14 protein-coding genes and 1 tRNA gene are annotated in these 18,127 nt (G+C 61.2%); 1 reads left to right on the top strand and 14 read right to left on the bottom strand.

Features of this window, described 5'->3' with window-relative positions; translation table 11 throughout:
• Positions 1-92: 92 nt before the first annotated feature.
• The 7 genes from AC1DNW_RS08915 to AC1DNW_RS08885 all read right to left on the bottom strand — a co-directional run bounded on the left by AC1DNW_RS08915 (position 93) and on the right by AC1DNW_RS08885 (position 10,548).
• Entirely contained in the window at positions 93-2,606 is a 2,514-nt protein-coding gene (locus AC1DNW_RS08915; RefSeq protein ID WP_113311139.1) for a GcvT family protein, read from the bottom strand.
• Between the two features lie 205 nt (positions 2,607-2,811).
• Positions 2,812-3,087: a hypothetical protein gene (locus AC1DNW_RS08910; protein ID WP_113296720.1), complete on the bottom strand. Its 276-nt coding sequence runs from the start codon at positions 3,085-3,087 to the stop codon at positions 2,812-2,814.
• A 100-nt stretch (positions 3,088-3,187) separates the two neighbouring features.
• Positions 3,188-5,806 carry a mechanosensitive ion channel domain-containing protein gene (locus AC1DNW_RS08905; RefSeq protein WP_477852481.1) on the bottom strand — a complete coding sequence of 873 codons (2,619 nt, stop codon included), beginning with the start codon at positions 5,804-5,806 and terminating at the stop codon, positions 3,188-3,190.
• Positions 5,807-5,897: 91 nt separating this feature from the next.
• Positions 5,898-6,455: a DUF924 family protein gene (locus AC1DNW_RS08900; RefSeq protein WP_113296718.1), complete on the bottom strand. Its 558-nt coding sequence runs from the start codon at positions 6,453-6,455 to the stop codon at positions 5,898-5,900.
• 76 nt (positions 6,456-6,531) lie between these two features.
• Positions 6,532-7,587 (bottom strand): histidine kinase dimerization/phosphoacceptor domain -containing protein, encoded by a 1,056-nt coding sequence (locus AC1DNW_RS08895; protein ID WP_113296717.1) that lies wholly within the window; start codon positions 7,585-7,587, stop codon positions 6,532-6,534.
• Positions 7,588-7,858: 271 nt separating this feature from the next.
• Complete coding sequence (locus AC1DNW_RS08890) at positions 7,859-9,304, bottom strand: MFS transporter (RefSeq protein ID WP_477852480.1); 1,446 nt, start codon at positions 9,302-9,304, stop codon at positions 7,859-7,861.
• Positions 9,305-9,468: 164 nt separating this feature from the next.
• Positions 9,469-10,548: a glycosyltransferase family 2 protein gene (locus AC1DNW_RS08885; RefSeq protein WP_113311142.1), complete on the bottom strand. Its 1,080-nt coding sequence runs from the start codon at positions 10,546-10,548 to the stop codon at positions 9,469-9,471.
• A 189-nt stretch (positions 10,549-10,737) separates the two neighbouring features.
• Here AC1DNW_RS08885 and AC1DNW_RS08880 point away from each other — a divergent pair, with 189 nt between their 5' ends.
• Positions 10,738-11,427: a methyltransferase family protein gene (locus AC1DNW_RS08880; protein ID WP_477852478.1), complete on the top strand. Its 690-nt coding sequence runs from the start codon at positions 10,738-10,740 to the stop codon at positions 11,425-11,427.
• Between the two features lie 15 nt (positions 11,428-11,442).
• Here AC1DNW_RS08880 and AC1DNW_RS08875 read toward each other — a convergent pair whose 3' ends face one another.
• The 7 genes from AC1DNW_RS08875 to AC1DNW_RS08845 all read right to left on the bottom strand — a co-directional run bounded on the left by AC1DNW_RS08875 (position 11,443) and on the right by AC1DNW_RS08845 (position 18,124).
• On the bottom strand, positions 11,443-12,099 hold the full coding sequence (locus AC1DNW_RS08875) for a DUF1442 domain-containing protein (protein ID WP_113311144.1): 657 nt from the start codon (positions 12,097-12,099) through the stop codon (positions 11,443-11,445).
• A gap of 227 nt (positions 12,100-12,326) precedes the next feature.
• Positions 12,327-12,402 (bottom strand) — tRNA-Lys (locus AC1DNW_RS08870).
• Between the two features lie 126 nt (positions 12,403-12,528).
• Complete coding sequence (locus tag AC1DNW_RS08865) at positions 12,529-13,440, bottom strand: PhzF family phenazine biosynthesis protein (RefSeq protein WP_113296712.1); 912 nt, start codon at positions 13,438-13,440, stop codon at positions 12,529-12,531.
• Positions 13,441-13,504: 64 nt separating this feature from the next.
• Entirely contained in the window at positions 13,505-14,248 is a 744-nt protein-coding gene (locus AC1DNW_RS08860; protein ID WP_113311145.1) for an NUDIX hydrolase, read from the bottom strand.
• On the bottom strand, positions 14,245-15,354 hold the full coding sequence (locus tag AC1DNW_RS08855; RefSeq protein WP_113311146.1) for an endonuclease/exonuclease/phosphatase family protein: 1,110 nt from the start codon (positions 15,352-15,354) through the stop codon (positions 14,245-14,247). Before AC1DNW_RS08855 ends, AC1DNW_RS08860 begins: the two co-directional genes overlap by 4 nt.
• A gap of 68 nt (positions 15,355-15,422) precedes the next feature.
• Positions 15,423-16,442, bottom strand: a complete 1,020-nt coding sequence (locus AC1DNW_RS08850) for an ABC transporter ATP-binding protein (protein ID WP_113311147.1) — start codon at positions 16,440-16,442, stop codon at positions 15,423-15,425.
• A complete protein-coding gene (locus tag AC1DNW_RS08845) occupies positions 16,430-18,124 on the bottom strand; it encodes an ABC transporter permease (RefSeq protein ID WP_113311148.1) in 1,695 nt (564 codons plus the stop codon). Before AC1DNW_RS08845 ends, AC1DNW_RS08850 begins: the two co-directional genes overlap by 13 nt.
• Positions 18,125-18,127 lie beyond the last annotated feature (3 nt).

Raw genomic sequence — 18,127 nt, 5'->3', positions numbered from 1 at the left:
CCGATGATGCGGCCGCCCTTTTCTTGTCCATATGCTTAAGAAATTGAAGCATCTCGCGCTAAACATAGACTTAAAGCGCGTCGCGATATCCCTTAGCCACGAAGTGCTGCGTTCTCGGTGTCGAACGGGCTCTCACCGACGACGGTCGCGTTGTACGTGGTGCCGAGGATCTTGATCTTCAGCTTCGTGCCTTCCTTGGCGTAATCGGGCCGCAGCATGGCAAGCGCCAGCGAGCGATTGATACGGAAGCCGAAAGTGCCGTTGGTGGCGCGGCCGACAAGCTCGCCCGCCTCGTTGTAGATTGCCTCCGAGCCGCGCGCATCGACGTCATTGCCGGTCTCGACGACAAGCGTCGCGAAGTTCCACTTCAGGCCCTTTTCCTTGTAGGAAAGCAGGCCCTCACGGCCGAGGAATTCCTTTTCCGGCTTGATGAAGCGGTCGAGGCCGGATTCATAAGCATTATATTCGATCGACATTTCGCGCGGGATCAGGCGATAGGACTTTTCCACCGACATGGACAGCATGGCGCGGATGCCGAAAGGCTTGATGCCGAATTCGGCACCGGCTTCCATCAGCTTGTCGAAAATGTAGTTCTGCATCTCGATCGGATGATGCAGCTCCCAGCCGAGCTCGCCGACGAAATTGACGCGCAGCGCATGGGCGGTTGCTGCACCGACCGAGATCTCCTTGCCTGATAGCCAGGGGAAATCCTTGTTGTCGAGGCTGGCGCGGGTCAGCTTCTTCAACACATCGCGCGACTTTGGACCGGCGAGAACAAGCACGCCCCAGCCTTGCGTGATCGGCGTGAACTTCACGCTGCCGTCTGTCGGCAGCAGCTTGCGCATATAGTCGTGGTCATGCGCCTCATAGGCGCCGGCAGAGACGAGGTAGAAAGTGCCAGGCGCGCTTTCATAGACGGTGAATTCGGCGCGCACGCCGCCTTCCCTGGTCAGCATGTGGCAGAGCGCGATACGTCCGCGCTTCTTCGGGATCGCGTTGGCAAAAATCGATTCCAGCCATGCGCGCGCACCGGGACCTGTGACCAGTGCCTTGGCGAAGGCCGACATGTCCAGCACGCCGACATTCTTGTTGACGTTCAGGACTTCGTTGCCGACATGCTCGAAATAGTTCGAGCGGCGGAACGACCAGCGCTCCAGGACGCGGCCGTCCTCGGTAGGGTCGGAATGATTGTGGTTGGTCAGGACATCGGCGCCAACGCCGATCTGGTCCTTCGGCAGGTCATAGCCCTCGGGCGCAAACCAGTTGGCGCGTTCCCAGCCATAGACGGAGCCGAAGACCGCACCGAGCTTCTTCAGGCGGTCGTAGACCGGCGTCGTCTTCAGCGGACGGGCGGCGGAGCGCTCTTCATCCGGATAGTGCATGGTGAAGACGTTGGCATAGGCTTCCTCGTTCTTGGCGATGAGGTAGCCTTCCTTCGCGTAAGGGCCGAAACGGCGCGGATCGACGCCCATCATGTCGACGGTCGGCTCGCCATCGACGATCCATTCGGCAAGCTGCCAGCCGGCGCCGCCGGCGGCGGTTATGCCGAAGGAATGGCCTTCATTCAGCCAGAAATTCTTGAGCCCCGGTGTGGGACCGACGATCGGGTTGCCGTCGGGCGTATAGGCGATCGCGCCATTATAAACCTTCTTGATGCCGACTTCGCCGAAGGCAGGCACGCGGGCGATCGCCGTTTCGATATGCGGCATCAGCCGGTCGAGCTCTTCCTGGAACAGCTCGTATTCGCTGTCATCGGACGGACCGTCGACATAACAGACAGGCGCGCCGTGCTCGTAGGGGCCAAGCAGCAGCCCGCCATTTTCCTCGCGCATATACCAGGCGCTGTCAGCCTCGCGCAGCACGCCCATTTCCGGCAGGCCCTTGGCCTTGCGGGCGAGAATATCGGGATGCGGCTCGGTGACGATATACTGGTGCTCGACCGGGATGACCGGGATGTTGATGCCGACCATGTCGCCGGTCTTGCGGGCGAAGTTGCCGGTGCAGGAAATGACGTGTTCGGCGATAATCTCGCCCTTGTCCGTCGTCACTTTCCAGAACCCGTCAGGCTGCTGCTCGATGGCGGTGACCGTCGTGTTGCGGTAGATCGTGGCGCCGTAGTCGCGGGCACCCTTGGCAAGCGCCTGCGTCAGGTCCGCCGGCTGGATATAGCCGTCATCGGGATGCTGAATGGCGCCGAGCAGTCCATCGGTCTCACAGAGCGGCCAGATCTCCTTCACCTGCTCGGGCGTCAGGATATTGACCTTCACGCCGATCGTTTCGGCAATGCCGGCATAATACATAAATTCGTCCCAGCGATCCCTGGTGCGGGCGAGACGAATGTTGGAAACCTTGCTGAAACCGACATTCATGCCGGTTTCCTGCTGCAGTTCCTGATAGAAGCGGACGGAATATTTGTGAATCTGGCCGACCGAATAGCTCATGTTGAAGAGCGGCAGGAGGCCCGCCGCATGCCAGGTCGAGCCAGAGGTCAGCTCCTTGCGCTCGATGAGCACGCTGTCGCCCCATCCCTTCTTCGCAAGGTGATAGAGCGTCGAAACGCCGACCACGCCGCCGCCGATGACCACTGCCCGCGCATGTGATTTCATGGAATAATACCCTCTTCAACCGAATGTCCGGCCTGCGATACCCGGACGAACCATTGTCGCGAACTATGCAGCGAGGCATGAGCCGTGAGAGGCCTGTTTACGACATGCGAAAAGCTTGCCGCGACCACCTGTAAATAGACAAGCGTCAAAAGCCGTGAGGCTCAAAAAATCATAAAAATCGGCAATAACCAGGCTCAAGCCGCCGTCACTTGACGACGGCCGAACCCTTGACGATCTCGATCGTCTCGTCGCCGGAAAGCCCGATACGATCGCCATCGGGCGTCGTCATGAAGCAGCCGGAGGGACAGAACCTTTCGGAAGCGCCGGCGTCGACGACGACTTCCACACGGTTGCCGCCTTCAGTGACGGTCAACACCACGGGCGCCTCGTCCTTGTTGGTGACGGAGGCCGCCTGCGCCAAAGGTGCGGCGGAAAGGAGAAGAAGAAATGCGACTGCGGAACGTGTCACGACATGCGACATAGGCTATACGCCCTCCCCTCGAGCGCTCGTCGCTGCCCGGCAGCGATCGATTGCCTGAGGTTATAGCACCACAGCCGTGAATGAGCGCTGAATGCCCCGTTCAGCCTTTGAGCTTGCCATCGGCCGCCTTGCTGCGCAATTGGCGCACCGGCTGCTCGTCTTCCACCGTCTCGTCGTCCCTGGCCTCATTTTCGGCCGCGGCGTCCTCGGGCTCATCAGGCTTTTGGACAAGCGCCTTCTCCGCCTCGGCATTCGCCTGCCGGTGGATGGTCAGATCGCTCTGCGGCAGCGGGATCTCGATGCCTTCCGCCCTGAAGCGCCTAAGGATCTCGATCCTGAGATCGTTGCGCACCGCCATGCCGTCACCCATGTCGGCGAGGAAGAAGCGCAGCTCGAAATCCAGCGAATAGGGGCCGAAGCGCAGGAACTCGACATGCGGCTCCGGATTGCGCATCACCAGTGGCACCTTGGAAACGAGTTCCAGCAGGATATCCATCACCTTTCGCGGATCGGCCTCGTAGCTTACGGAAACCGGGATTTCCGAACGGCCGATCTTGTTGCGATGCGTCCAGTTGCCGACGAGCCCGTTGATGAGTTCGGAATTCGGCACGATGATCGACTGCTTGCGGAAGGTCTCTATTTCGGTGGCGCGCACCGAGATGCGCTTGACGATACCTTCGGCCGTGCCGGACACGACATGGTCGCCCACCTTGAAGGGACGTTCGACAAGCAGGATCAGACCGGAAACGAAGTTCGACACGATGTTCTGCAGGCCGAAACCGATACCGACGGACAGCGCCGAGGCGACGAGCGCGAGATTGGAAAGGTCGATGCCCGCCGCCGAAACGCCGAAGATGGMGGCCACACCGACGCCGAGATAGCCGATGCCCGTCTTCACCGAATTGCGCACGCCGAGATCGACATGGCTGCGCGCCATGACATTGCTGTCCAGCCACTTCTGCACCCAGCGCGTCGCGAGATAACCGCCGGCAAAGAGCAGGATGCCGGTAAAGATGCCGAGCAGCGAAATGCTGATGCCGCCGAGACGGACTTCCGTAAACAGCCTGTAAGCAAGCAGCTGCAGATCCTGCACGTGGAAGCCCCAGAGCAGCAGGATGAGCGGAATGCCGGTCAAGAGCGCGACCGCATAGATCAGCAGGCCGACAACCAGACCCACCTGGTCGATCGCAACAGGCCCGAGCTTGAAGCGGGTTTCCAGGAAACGCCCGAGGAACGTATCGCCGAAATTGTCCTGCCGTGAGATCGCCTTGCCGAGCAGCAGGCCGATATAGGTGGTCACCACGATGGCGCTGGTGATTATGAGCTGCGTGGCGACGAAACGTGCCAGGCCCACATAGCCCGAAAGTGCAGCAAGGATCAGCCCGGCACCGAAGACGCGCAACAGGATCGCCATGCCGCGCGGCCAGTGGCGGCCAGGCGCATCGGGATCGCCGTTCCTCGCCAGCATCGGCTTTCCGAAGGATACGGCAATCAGGATGAGACCGATGATCAGTGCCGCAAGCAGGCTGCGCACGACCGTCAAAACCAGCGGCGAGCCCATCGCCTCGCCGATGGCGCCGAAGAGATAGTCGAGCGCGTTGACCACCGCCATGGCGATCAGGCAGTAGCCGACCGAGCGCGCGCCGAGATTGGAAAGGCGCACCAGGCGCCAGGACGGATCATTCGGCGCGAAGACCGCATTGACGAAGCGGCCGACGAAATAGACGAGACCGATCGAGCCGAAGAGCGCGKCGATCACGGGCGTGATGTCGCTCCTCAGCACATTAAAGCCGTCGAGGAAGATCAGCGACGTCACCAGCAGCACATCGAGCGCCGCCGTGCGGATCAGCGTCGACCAGAAGGCAAAGGCAAGACGGCTGATATAGGAAGGTTCTTCGACATTGACGTCGCGCCGCAGATACTGGCCGAAAAGCCGGTAGCCGCCCGAGAGCAGGATCAGGGCCGTCGCGAGCGACAGGAAGATCGCCGCAAACAGCGACAGGGCCTTGAACTTCCAGACGAAGGTAATCCAGCTCGAAAGCGTCTGGGAAAACTCGCTCACTTCCTGCACGAAGGCACTGGTCGCATCGTCGAAGACGGAGACGGAGATCTCGGTGCGCCGGAACAGTGTATCGGCAAAAAGCTGGCGGCGCGTCGCCGTGATCACGTTGGAAAGCTTGGTGATAGCGATCGACAGATTCTCCGCGTCACCCGTGACGGCGTTGATCTGCGAGCGCTCGGCCGTCAGCGCGTTACGCTCTTCGGTGACGATCTGCGCTTCCGGCGGCTGCCCGTCCTTCGGCGGTTCGCCGAGCTCGGCAAGGCGGCTCTTGATCTGGTCGAACCGCGGCCGCAGGCTGACGGACGTGGCGATGACGGTGCGGCCGAGCTCGTCGGTCTTGCCGGCAAGCTCCACCAGACCGTCGTCATCGTCGACATTCTGCTTGACGCGGTCCTGCAGCGAAGCAAGCTCGTTCTTCGCCTTGTCGATATCCTTCAGCGCCTGATCGAGGCCGGTACTGGCGAGCGGCGCCTCGGCCGGCGCAGCCTCTGCCGGAGCCGCCGGAACCGGAGCCGATTGGGCCGGCGTCGTCTGGGTCTGAGCCTCAGCCGCCGGCTGCGGGGTCTGCGCAGAAGCGGCCCTTCCATCGAAATGCAGGCCGGCAACAGCCAGCGAAAGCAGAAGAACGGTGCGAAGCAGCCAGTGTATCAAGCGCAAGAAGCCCCCGCGTGGATTCGTCTCATCAGGTAATTGACCGCTTCTTATAGGAAAGAAAGGCGACAGAAAGGCGGAATTTCGAGGTGGCAGCTCAGAAACCGGAACCGGGAAGCGCGAGATAGGCCAGTTCGGCATCACTCGACTCGCGCCCGACAAGGGCATTGCGGTGTGGAAAACGGCCATATGTCGCGATCACTTCGCGGTGGCGAAGCGCATAATCACGAAACTCCTCGTCGCCGAGCGCTGTGAAAAGTGCCACCGAGCGATCCTGCTCAACGAGATCTTCTGCATGCTCGAACGGCATGTAGAAAAAGGTTCGCAGGATACCCTCCACCGACTGATCCGCACCATTGGCAAGCGCAAGCTTCGCCTCGCGCAGCGCCAGCCCATCGGTCGCAAAGGCAAGTGGCGTCGCGCGGTAGATGTTGCGTGGAAACTGGTCGAGCACGATCACGGCCGCAAGCCGGCTCTCGGGGCTGGAGCGCCATTCCTCGGTGACTTCAAGGGCAAGCGACAGGTGGGTGGCACGAAACCGCGCCCGGATTTCCTCGTCCAGTTCTGCAGTCGAGCTGAACCATTCCTTGCGGCTGCAGCGAACGAACCAAAAATCATAAACTTCGCCCGGCGTGCAGACGCTATCCGTATTCATGATGCTCCCCCAAGCGTCAGCTTACAAAAAAGACCACGTCAGCTCACGAAAACCGAACCAGACTACAAAAGCTACGTCAGCTTACGGAAAAGACCAGCATCGCTCTCGTGCCGCGATGCTCCGGATCATAGACGAGTTCGGATTTCAGGCTGGAGGCCATGGCGGTCAGGATCTTTGTGCCGAGACCGGTCCCCTTCGGCGGGCCGTCCTGCTCGAAGCCGCGGCCGGCATCCTCGACCGTCACACGCAGCACATCGCTCTCATGCTCGACGATCACGGTAATCTCGCCGGGAACACCATCCGGATAGGCATATTTGAAGGCGTTGGTGACGAGTTCACTGACGATGAGGCCGAGCGTGATGACCTTGTCGGTCGCCAGATTGACCGGCTGGGAAGTCAGCACCACGCGATGCGGCCGTTTCTCGTCTCGCATCGAGGCTTCGAGCTCGGTCAGGAGGCTGCTCAGATATTCATCCACCTGCACCGTGCCGACCTGCCGGTTGGTGTAGAGACGGCGGTGGACGCTGGCGATCGCATTGATACGCATCTGCGTTTCCTGCAGAGCGTCGATCGCTACCTGGTCGCTGGTCATGGAGGACTGCATGCGGATCAGCGCGCCGACGAGGCCGAGGCTGTTGGCGATGCGGTGATTGACTTCGGCAAGCAGCATTTCCGCATGGTCACGCTGCTGGCGGATCACCTCCTGCGCCTGCGCCGTGTCACGGCGGAAGCGCGCCCGCTCCAGCCCCTGTTCGAGGGCGGCAGCCAGAAGATCGAAATAATCGGGCGAAATGCCCTTGAGAACATAGTCGTCTGCGCCGGCCTTCAGTGCTGCGACCGCAATGCTCGTATCGCCGGAGCCGGTGGCATAGATCACAGGCGGATGGTTGGGCATCGCGATGATGCGCGGCAGGATATCGAGCCCGGTTTCGGCCTTCAGGAAATGATCGAGAACGACGGCCTCGATGCCGCCTTCGGCAAGCACCGCAAGGCCGGAAGCTCCGTCGCTTGCCCATTCGAGCGTAAAGCCGCGGCGGCCGAGATTCTTCTGCATCAGCAGCGCCAGCGCTTCATCGTCATCGATATAGAGGATACGGATCGTTCCACCCGTATCGCCGTTGGACTCGCTCATTCTGCCTCCGGGCATTTTCCCGCAGCAATACCGGCTGTGAGGCCGCCGAGTCTTTCTGCATGAGACTGTCGTATTGCATGGACAGGCGCGCGTAAACAGCACCTAGCCTTTGGTATCATGTGATGCCTGACGCCAGGCAGATCGAAGGAGAATGCCATCGAGAATGTCGACCCTTCCCGGCTGCGGCCGGAAGCCCTCTAAAAAATCGCGAACACGAATACTGAAAATCAGTGCCGTAAACGCAAGGGAAGGCAAATGGTTCCGCGGAAAGTCAGCTTTTTTGAAAGCGCCGGTGGTGAGAAACCTCGGCACCCGCATCGGCAGCAAGCTGCAGGAAGCGCAGGCAGGACAAGAAGCCGATCATGCCGACGACGAAGAACGCCCAGCGGAAATCGCCGAGAACAGGGTCCGCTGCACCCCGAAGCCCCGAGGAAATGTTGAGCACGGCCGCCGCCACCGCAACGCCGAGCAGCATGGAAATCTGCTGCAACATGCTCGACAGCGTCGAGGCCGAGCTTCTCTGCGTCGGGCCGATATCGGCAAAGGAGAGCGTATTGAGCGCCGTAAATTCCATCGACCGCGAAAGCCCGGCAATGAAGAGCAGCGCCGAGATGATGATCGCAGGCGTTTCCGGCGTCAGCAAGCCGCAGGCGACGATTGAGGCGGCAGCGATGATGCCGTTGAAGAAGAGCACGTTGCGKAAGCCGAAGAACCGCAGGAGCGGCGTCGTCACTACCTTCATGCCGAGATTGCCGAGGAAATAGACCAGCAGATAGGTGCCGGCGGCAATCGAGCTCAGGCCGAAACCGAGCTGGAAGAGCAGTGGCAGCAGGAAGGGCGTGGCATTGATCGCGACTCGGCAGGCCGTGCCCGCCGAAAGCGTCGTCATCGAGAAGGTCTGAACCTTGAAGGCCGAGAGATCGAGCAGCGGATTGTCGGCCCGCAGAAAGTGCCGCGTCGCCATGACGGAAAGGACGATGCCGGCGGCAAGCAGCACGAGGAGCGGCACGAACCMGCCCTGCCCTTTGACCGACAGTTCGAGCGCCGCAAGCAGCGAGGTCAGCCCCGCCGCGCTCAGGAAGAAGCCCTTGATGTCGAGAGGCCCGACGCGCTCTTCTCGCTGCTCCGGCACGAAGCGCAGCACGAGCGCAATGCCGACGAGGCCGATCGGGATATTGATGAGGAAATTCCAGTGCCAGCTTGCATAGGTGGTGATGAAACTGCCGAGCACCGGCCCGACGACGGGTGCGGTCAGCGCCGGCCAGGTGATCAGCGCGATCGCCTGCACCAGCTCGGACTTGCGGGCATTTTTCAACACGATGATGCGCCCCACCGGCGTCATCAGCGCACTGCCGACGCCCTGCACCGCGCGCGCGATGACGAACTCCGTCAGGCTTCCCGACAGGCCGCAGAACAGCGATGCCAAGGTGAAGACGGCAATCGACACGAGAAAGACGCGCCGCGCGCCAAACCGGTCGCCGAGCCAGCCGGAAAGCGGAATGAAGGCCGACGTGGTCAGCATGTAGACGGTGATGCCGATGCTCATGGCGACCGGCTGCACACCGAAACTCGTCGCCATCTGCGGCAGCGAGGTGGTGACGATCGTACCGTCGAGGATCTGCATGAAGAAGGAAACAGCAACGACCAGCGCTACGATCTTGGCCTGGCGGACGCTTGCCGCCCCATCTGTCTTCTCATCCGTCTGAACTGCAGTCATCGATCTGCCAATGCGAATTCCTGAATGCGCGGGAAAGGGCGGGAAAACGAGGAGACAAGCCGCGCGGAGGGAGTTCAGCCTGCATACGCCGCTTATGCCAGATCGGAAAGGTCAATTGCCGCCAAGGCTGAATTTTTTGTCAACATGTTCGGCAACAATCGATATCAGTGTCCAACAGCCGTCTCAATCGGCTTCGCGGTCACACTTGCCGGCGAAAGCTTGCCGAGTTCGGATCTGCGGCTGGCAGTATCGAGTTCGGAAAAATCATCCGGCAGCTCGGACGTGACCTCGCCCTGCACCACGCAGTCGATCATGAACATCGGTCGGCGCTTATGCTCCTGCACCAGCCGGCCGACATATTCGCCGAGCGTGCCGAGCGCGATCAGTTGGATGGCGCTCAAGGCCGATATGGCAGCCATGATGCTTGACCAACCGGTGATGACATTGCCTTCGAACCATTGCACGAGCGTGTAGACCAAAAGCCCCACCGCGAAGACGGCCGAAATAAGCCCCATCCAGGCACTGATGCGCAGCGGAATGATCGAGAAACTGGTGATCGCATCGATCGCGAAGCGGATCATCTTGCGCAGCGGATATTTCGTCGAGCCGGCATAGCGGACATCGCGCGTATAACGCAGTGCCACCTGCCTGCCGCCGATCCAGCTCACCATGCCGCGGATAAAGCGATGCCGCTCCGGCATATTGAGGAGGATATGGACAATGCGCGCCTTCATCAGCCGGAAATCGCCTGTGTCCTGCGGGATCGAGATGGACGTCAGCCGCGTCAGCAGCCGGTAGAAGACCGAAGCGGTAACAAGCTTGAACTTCGTTTCGCCCTTGCGCTCGCTCCTCTGCCCGTAAACGACATCGGCCCCCTGATCCATGATCGCCATCATCTGCGCCAACAGCTCCGGCGGATCCTGAAGATCGGCATCGATCAGCAGCACGCGCTCGCCGCGCGTCACCGCAAGGCCCGAGGTCGCCGCAAGCTGGTGGCCGTGATTGCGCAGAAGCTTGACGCCGAGCACCTGCGGAATGTCTGCCGCAAGCCCCGATATGACGTCCCACGTATCATCGCTGGAGCCGTCATCGACGAGGATGATCTCGAAGGATTGGCCGGCTACGGCCTCCGCTGCCGCCCGCGCCCGCCGGCAGAACTCATTCAGCCCCTCGGCTTCGTTGTAGCAGGGCGCGACGATGGAAAGCTTCGTCTTCACGTCAGCACCATCAACGGATTTGCCCATTTCCACCGAATCTCCCAATCCCCGCAGGGCAGCATGATCAATCGCCTGAAGGCACACAAGACAGAGCACCCTTGCCCTGATGATCGGAATCCGTGCCTCCGGCGGTGGTTTGATATCACGCGTCTGCTTTGCATATTCTAAAGGCGAAGCCGCAAAGTGGATTGCGGATCATGAGTACAAGGAGGTGTCATGCAGAATGCAGCACCCGATCTCGGCCGCAGGGCCGCCGAAGCCAACGCCAAGTTCCTGGTGGCCCTCGCCGTCATGGTCTTCCTGGTGGCAGGCACGCTCGCCTATTGGCAGGGCTGGCTCTTCATCGCCAATTTCGCCGCCTGGTCGGCCGGCTCATCGGTGTATTTCTACTATCGCGACCCGGCACTTCTGGAAAAGCGCATGCGCGCCGGCCCGGMCGCCGAAACGGAGCCGGTCCAGAAGCGCATCCAGCTCTTCACCAGCGTGGTGATGATCGCCCTCATCATCGTCTCGGTGCTCGATTACCGGTTCGGCTGGTCGGCGGTCCCGGTGTKGGCAATCATTCTTGGCAACCTGCTGATATCGGCAGGTTTCCTCTTCGTCGTCTTCGTTCTCAGGGAAAATACCTTTGCGTCGGCCACCATCCAGGTCTCCGAGGACCAGAAGGTCGTCTCCACAGGCCTCTACGCCCTCGTGCGCCACCCGATGTATGCCGGCGTCCTGCCGCTTGCATCAGGCATTCCGCTTGCGTTGGCCTCCCTGTGGGGCCTCGTCATCGTACCGCTGATCTTCGTCGGCCTGATCCTGCGCCTCATCGACGAGGAGCGCCATCTGCGCCGGGACCTGCCCGGTTATGAGGATTATTKCCGCAAGGTGAAGTACCGGCTGTTTCCCGGCCTCTGGTGAAAATCCGTCTGAGACTCACTCCGGCTCGTAGCGGCTGACCTCCAGCCCCGATCCGACCGGCAGCAGCACGCTCGTGATCCCGGGCTTGCCGCGGATGGCCCGAGCATAGATCGTCACGTCTTCTGTCGCCGGATAAATCATGTTGTCGGCAACGACGATCGCACCCGCATTGAGCCTCGGATAGAAGGCTTCGAGGCACGGCAGATAGAGATCCTTCCAGAGATCGACGAGCACGAAATCGACCTTGCCCCGCAATTCGCGGATCATCGCGACCGCATCGCCCACCCGGAAATCGATATGGTCGCCAAGCCCTGCCCTCTCCGCCATTGCCTGCGCATGCGCAGATTTATAGCCGTGCACTTCCATGGTGATCAGCCGCCCGCCGGTCGCCCGTGCCGCCTCGGCGAGCCAGATGCCGGAATAACCGAAAGACGTGCCCAGCTCGAGAATGGTCGGCGCCGTCAGGCTCCGGACGAGAATGTTGAGAAACCGCCCCGTCTCGGGGCCGACCGCCCGCATCCGCTGATCCTGCCCGCCGTCGCGTCCGCCCGGCGCCTCCTGGCGCGGATTGCCGCGCTCCTCGTCGATCCGCTGGTGATAGGCACCGAGCACATTGAGCACCTTCTCATCCAGCCGATATGCGCCGACATTGTTCTCTTTGTCACCGCTCATTGGGCACTCCTCCGGGGATAGGGTTGCGAGGGTAGATACCGCAGCAAGGACTTCGCTCCAGCGAGTTAAATACCGGAGACGACTTCGGGCAAGGGCAGAATGTCTGGAAAGGGCAATTCGCTGATTCCCGCCAACGGAGGCGCCGGAATCAGAAAAACAGAAAAAGCCAACAAGCCTTTGATATCAAAGGCTTTGTTTCTGGCTTCTCTTCTCTTTGAAGGAGAAAGTGGTGGGTGATGTAGGGCTCGAACCTACGACCCGCTGATTAAGAGTCAGCTGCTCTACCAACTGAGCTAATCACCCGTCCGCGCTTGGCTGCGCGGTGTGACGGGGCATATAAATAGGATCGTCCGGCTTGTCTAGCGCCCTGTCGAAAATTCTTTGGTTAATTGCGAAGTTTTTTTGTCAGGTGCCGGAAATCCAATGAAATCAAAGGTCGAGCGTGCCGGTCGCAATCCGCACTGCCTGGCCGCCGATCCGGGCATTCGAAATAGCGCCGCCTTCGATATCCATATGCAGGTGAATGAAGGACGGGCGGCCCATTTCCAAACCCTGCTCGATGAGGAGCGGGTGATGCCCATCCGTCAGCCGGTCGAAATGGTTGATCGCGCCCGAGAGAGCGGCGGCTGCCGAGCCGGTGGCCGGGTCCTCGGAAATGCCCATGCCGCTTCCAAACATGCGAGCATGGAACTTGGCCACATGGTTCACGCCGCCGCGGCAGTAGATATAGGCCGAGGCGAGCGCGCCATCGACGAAGGGCACCGTCTTTTCCCAGAGCTGCGGGTCGAACTCCAGGCGCTCTGCCGCGCCGACGTCATGGACCGGCACCAGGAGAAAGGGAACGCCTGCGCTCCAGATCGACGGCACATGATTCTCGAAGCCGATTTCGGTCGTCTTCAGCGATAGCGCGTCGGCAATGCCGAGCTTGTCGAGCGGCAGTGGTATCTGGTGCGATTTGCGCGGCAGGTCGAATTCGGCAAAGCTCGCCTCACCTTCCCGCAGCCTGACGGCACAGCGCACCGGCCCGACATTTTCCTCCAGTACCGAAACGAGGTCGATTGTTCCCGCCCCATGCGCCTTCTCCGCCAGCGCAATCGCCGTACCGACGGTCGGATGACCGGCAAAGGGCAGTTCACGGCCAGGCGTGAAGATGCGGATACGCGCCGTATAGGCGGGATTGTCGGCCGGCTGCACGAACACCGTCTCGGACAGGTTCGTTTCGCGGGCGATCGCCTGCATCGCCGTGTCCTCAAGTCCCTCGCCGTCAAAGATCACGGCCAGCGGATTGCCGGCAAGCTTGATGTCGGTGAACACGTCATAGACACTGTAGCTTAACGCCACATCGGCCTCCCTGAATCGGTCATCGAGCCGCCAACCTGCCCGACGGGACGCCCGAGCGCAAGCTTCAGGCCCGCTTGCCTGTGAAATACCAGTCGATGATCGGCAGCATGGCGGCATTGTAAGGCTGAGCCTTGGGATCGGCGGAGCGGATCGCAACAGCGCCTGCGATTTCCTTGTCCTCGGCAACCAGCATATGACGGCTAATGAAATCGACCATCTCGTCGGCCGTCATATCGAAGCGGAAAAGCTTGAAAATCGAGACCGAGCGCCTGATGTGGCTGGCGTGGAGCCCGTCACCTGCAACGGCATCGGAGAGGTCGAGACCTGTCTCCTCCATCACCTCACGGGCCATGTTGCTGTCGATATCGCAGCGCCCGTCAACGATATCCTCGGGCTCCAGTGAGCCGGCGGCGAAATAGACCTGGCCGGCATTGGCCGTATGCGCGCCCATGCGAATCGCGACCAGCGCACCGTCGGCTGATTCCAGCACCGGATAGGCGAAGAGATGAATGGCGCCCTTCCGCTCCGGCTGCCTACGCCACCACATGAAGGTCGAGAACGGAACGGAATAGGCCTCGCTCGCAATCCCCTCTCGGGAGAGCTTCAGCCGGTGCTGCAATACCATGCGACCATCGAAGAGCGCCGGATTGGCGGCGATTTCCCGCTCCCAGTTCTCGCGGATCGCCGGTCTGTTCTCAACGAGCAGCGGGTGATCGCCATCGAGTACGCGCAGATTCGAGCCTGCGATCGGAAACACCGTCTGTTCCGGCGGAAAGGCTGAAAGATCTTCTGAAAAGTTTGGTGTCATAAGAGATCCAGTGTCATGACGACGGGGCAATGGTCGGATGCCTTCGGCCTGTCCCAGCCGGTGCGCGGGTAGCGCTCCACCTCCTGCCCGGGCGGGAAGATGGTACGGTAGGGCTGTCCGTGGCGGATGATTTCAGGGATGCGCTTGGCGTTGGCGGCGGCAAGGGCGGGCGATAGCCAGAGATAATCGAGCTGGCAGAGCCACTGCTCCTCCGGCCCGCGCGAATGATAGAGCGTCCAGCGATCAAGCGGCTCGCGGCGACGCACGACATTTTCCGCAAAGCCATCCTGACTGAACACATCGAGCGCGCTTTCGACCTCGTCCTGATGCTCGAAGCGATAACCGATGGTGCGCCGGCCGATGACGTCGACGCGCTCCTGGTAGTCGTTCATGTCGCCGCAGATAACGAAGTTCTTGCTTGCCGTATGCGCAGCTCCGAACCGGTTTTCGATGATTCGGCGAACGGCACGCGCCTCGGCCCGGCGGATCGGCAGGGTCGATTGCCGCCCGTCCAGCCCGTCGCGCGGGCTGCCCATCGACTTGAAATGAACGACATAAAGCGTCATCGGCACCCCGCCGATCCTCAAGTCCAGTTCCAGGCAATCGCGCTTGAAGACCTTGTCGTCGAGCCGGTTGGTCTTGCCGATCTCTTCATCGAAGAGGTCGAAATCGCGATAGGTCACCATCGCATGGCTCTTGATATCCTTGAGCTCGATCTTCTGCCCGTCGCGCGTTTCCTCGCGCATCAGTACGGCGACATCGATGCCGCGGCTGTCATTGCCCTCGACGAGGTATTTCTGCCGGTAGCCATTGCCGACCATGCGATAGAGATAGCCATATTCGAAGGCCTGAAGTGCAGCCATATTGTCGATTTCCTGCAGGCAGAGAATATCGGCATCCGCATCGGCGATGGCGAGCGCCGTCATCTGCCGCGTATCGTCGGTCGACGCGATCACCCGCGCCTGCTCCAGCTGCTGATAGGTGCCCTCGTTATTKACCTCGAAGAGCTTGATKACGCGATCCTGTCGAAGCTGGTTGCGATAGCCTGTAAAGTCGAAACGGGTGAGCAGGTTCTCGACATTGAAAGTAGCAAGGCGAAGCGACATCAGGCATTCCCGGTTGGCATCAGGGCATTACTAGACACGAATAAGCGGCTAGCAAAGCCTATTGTCCCTCAAAGCCGCCAGCCGGCGCGGATGACGACGCGCACCGCCTCGCCGGTCTCGACAACCACGCGGCTGTAGGCGCGCAACGCCTGGCCGTTGCCGAGCGTCAGCTTCACCGCATAACGCTCGCCTTCGAAGAGCACGGATTCGACGATCGCAGGAGCCCCCTCGCCGCCGATAACAACATCTTCCGGACGCACCAGTATATCGGCGCCATCGGTATTGGCGGCCACCAGCGCATCTTCCAGCTCGTCCCATTCCAGATGACGTTCGCTGCCCATGACAGGCAGCGTGACGATCGCGCCGCGGCCGATCAGCCCGCCGACCATGCGCCCTTCCGGCCGTGCATAGATCTCGGCCGGAGGCGCCACCTGCAACAGCCGTCCTTCGGACATGACGGCGACGTCGGTGGCCAGCGCCATCGCCTCGCTCTGGTCATGCGTCACATAGATCATCGTCGCACCGGAGCGCTGGTGAAACTCSCGGAAGGTYTCCTCCATCTCCTGCTTCAGATGCCGGTCGAGATTGGCGAGCGGTTCGTCGAGCAGCACGACATCGGGCGATGTCACCAGGCAGCGGGCMAGCGCCACGCGCTGACGCTGGCCGCCGGAGAGATCGGCCGGCCGCCGTTCGGCATAATCGACGAGCCTAACAGTCGATAGCGCTTCGCGCACCTTCGCCTTGTAGACTTCGCCGGAGATGCCGCGCACCTTCAGCGGATAGCCGACATTGTCTGCCACGCTCATATGCGGCCAGAGCGCATAGGACTGGAAGACCATCGCCATGTTGCGCTTTTCCGGCGGCAGCGATTGCGAGGCATCGGCAAGCAACCGCTCGCCGAGATGGATGGAACCATCGCTCGGCGTCTCAAAGCCGGCAATCATGCGCAGCACCGTCGTCTTGCCGCAGCCGGAGGGGCCGAGCAGCGCCAGGAAACCGCCCTCGCGCACGTCGAGCGAAAAGCCGCTGACCGCCGCCCGTCCCGTGCCGAAATCCTTGGCAACCTGATTGAGGATCAGCTTCGCCACGGCACCACTCCCTTGGGCAGATGTTTCGCCAGAAGCTCCAGAAGCAGCATCATGGCGACGACCATGAAGACGACGAGCACTGACAGAGCCGAGGCAAGGTCGGAACTGCCGCTGTCATCGAGATTGTAGATGGCGACACCCAGCGTCTGCGTGCCAGCCGACCAGAGCAGCGCCGAAATCGTCAGCTCGTTGCAGGCGATCAGAAAGACGAGGATGACCGAGGCACCAGCCGCCGGGGCAATCAGCGGCACGATGATATCCTTCAGCCGCCGGAAGAAGCCGGCGCCCGAAAGCCGTGCCGCCTCTTCCAGTGCCGGATCGAGCTGATGAAAGGCGCTGACCACAGGCTTCAGGCTGACGGCGAAAAAGGAGGAGAAATAAGCGATGAGAATGATCCAGACCGTGCCGTAGAGCGTCACGTTCAGCACCGGGATGGGTGCGGCGAAGACAAGAATGAAGCAGACCGCCATGACGATGCCCGGCAGCGAATAGGGAATCTCGACAAGGCTGGAAACGATTCGCGAGAGCGTATCCCTGCGCCGCGTGAGCGCATAGGCAGCCAGCACCGTCACGAAGAGCAGTCCGACCGCCGCCCCGCTCGCGAGCGACAGCGAATTAACGAAGGCCGTGCGTGTCACCGCCTGCCGGAAGAGGATCTCCTCGAAGGCATGAAACGTCATGGTCTTGAAAGTCAGCGGCACGCCGTAAGCCGGCACCAATGCGCCGGCCACCAACGCAAAGAAGGGTGCCGCCAGCATGAAGAATAGCACGATCCACAGCAGCGGCGTGAAAATGAGCTTCCAGCCGCCGAGTTCGAAGGCGGCCGTTGCGCCAGACAGGCCGATCACCCGGTAATCGCGCCCGCGCAACGCCCGGTCCTGGATGGCAAGGCCGGCGACAGAGATCAGCGCGATGATGGCAGAGAGCAGCGCCACATCGCCGAAGGTGCGGCCGGTAAAGGCGGTGAACTTCGAAAAGATCAGCGTCGGCAGCGTGAAGATCGAGGCCGGAATGCCGAGAATGGCGGGAATGCCGAAATTGCCGGTACAGGACACGAAGGAAATTGCCGCCCCCGCAATGACGCCCGGCAGCGACAGCGGCAGGATGATATCGCGAAACACCCTGAGACTCGATGCGCCCGACAGCCGCGCCGCTTCCACGCCGTCGCGCGGCAGGGTCATCAGCCCTGCCCTCAGCGCCAGATAGACAAGCGGCGCATGCTGCACGCCATAGAGCAGCGCAATACCGCCAACCGAATAGAGCGGCTGCGGCGATCCCATCGGCGGCGCAATATGCAGCGCCTTCAGAAGCGGGCTTGACGGTCCCGACATCTGCACCCAGGCAAGCGCCGTCACCTGCGGCGGGATCATCATCGGCAGCACGAAGAAGAAGCTGAGCGGCCCCTTGGCCGGGATGTCCGTCAGCGTCAGCAGATAGGCGAAACCGCAGCCGACGATAAGCGAGATAACAGTGCCGAGGATGGCCGTGACGATGGTGTAATAGACCGCCGACCAGACCATGGGATCGGAGAGAACCACCATGACGCCGCCATTGGCAAAGGCGGAAATGCCGACGACCGCGAGCCGTGCCAGAGGCAGCACGCTGAGGAAGAGAACCACTGAAACAATGAAAGGAAACAGCCAGACGGGCTGGCTGCTCCCTGCACGTACATAACCCTGCATGGG

Source organism: Rhizobium sp. 05L429, from assembly GCF_056397645.1.
This window is presented reverse-complemented; position numbering and strand designations above follow the sequence as displayed.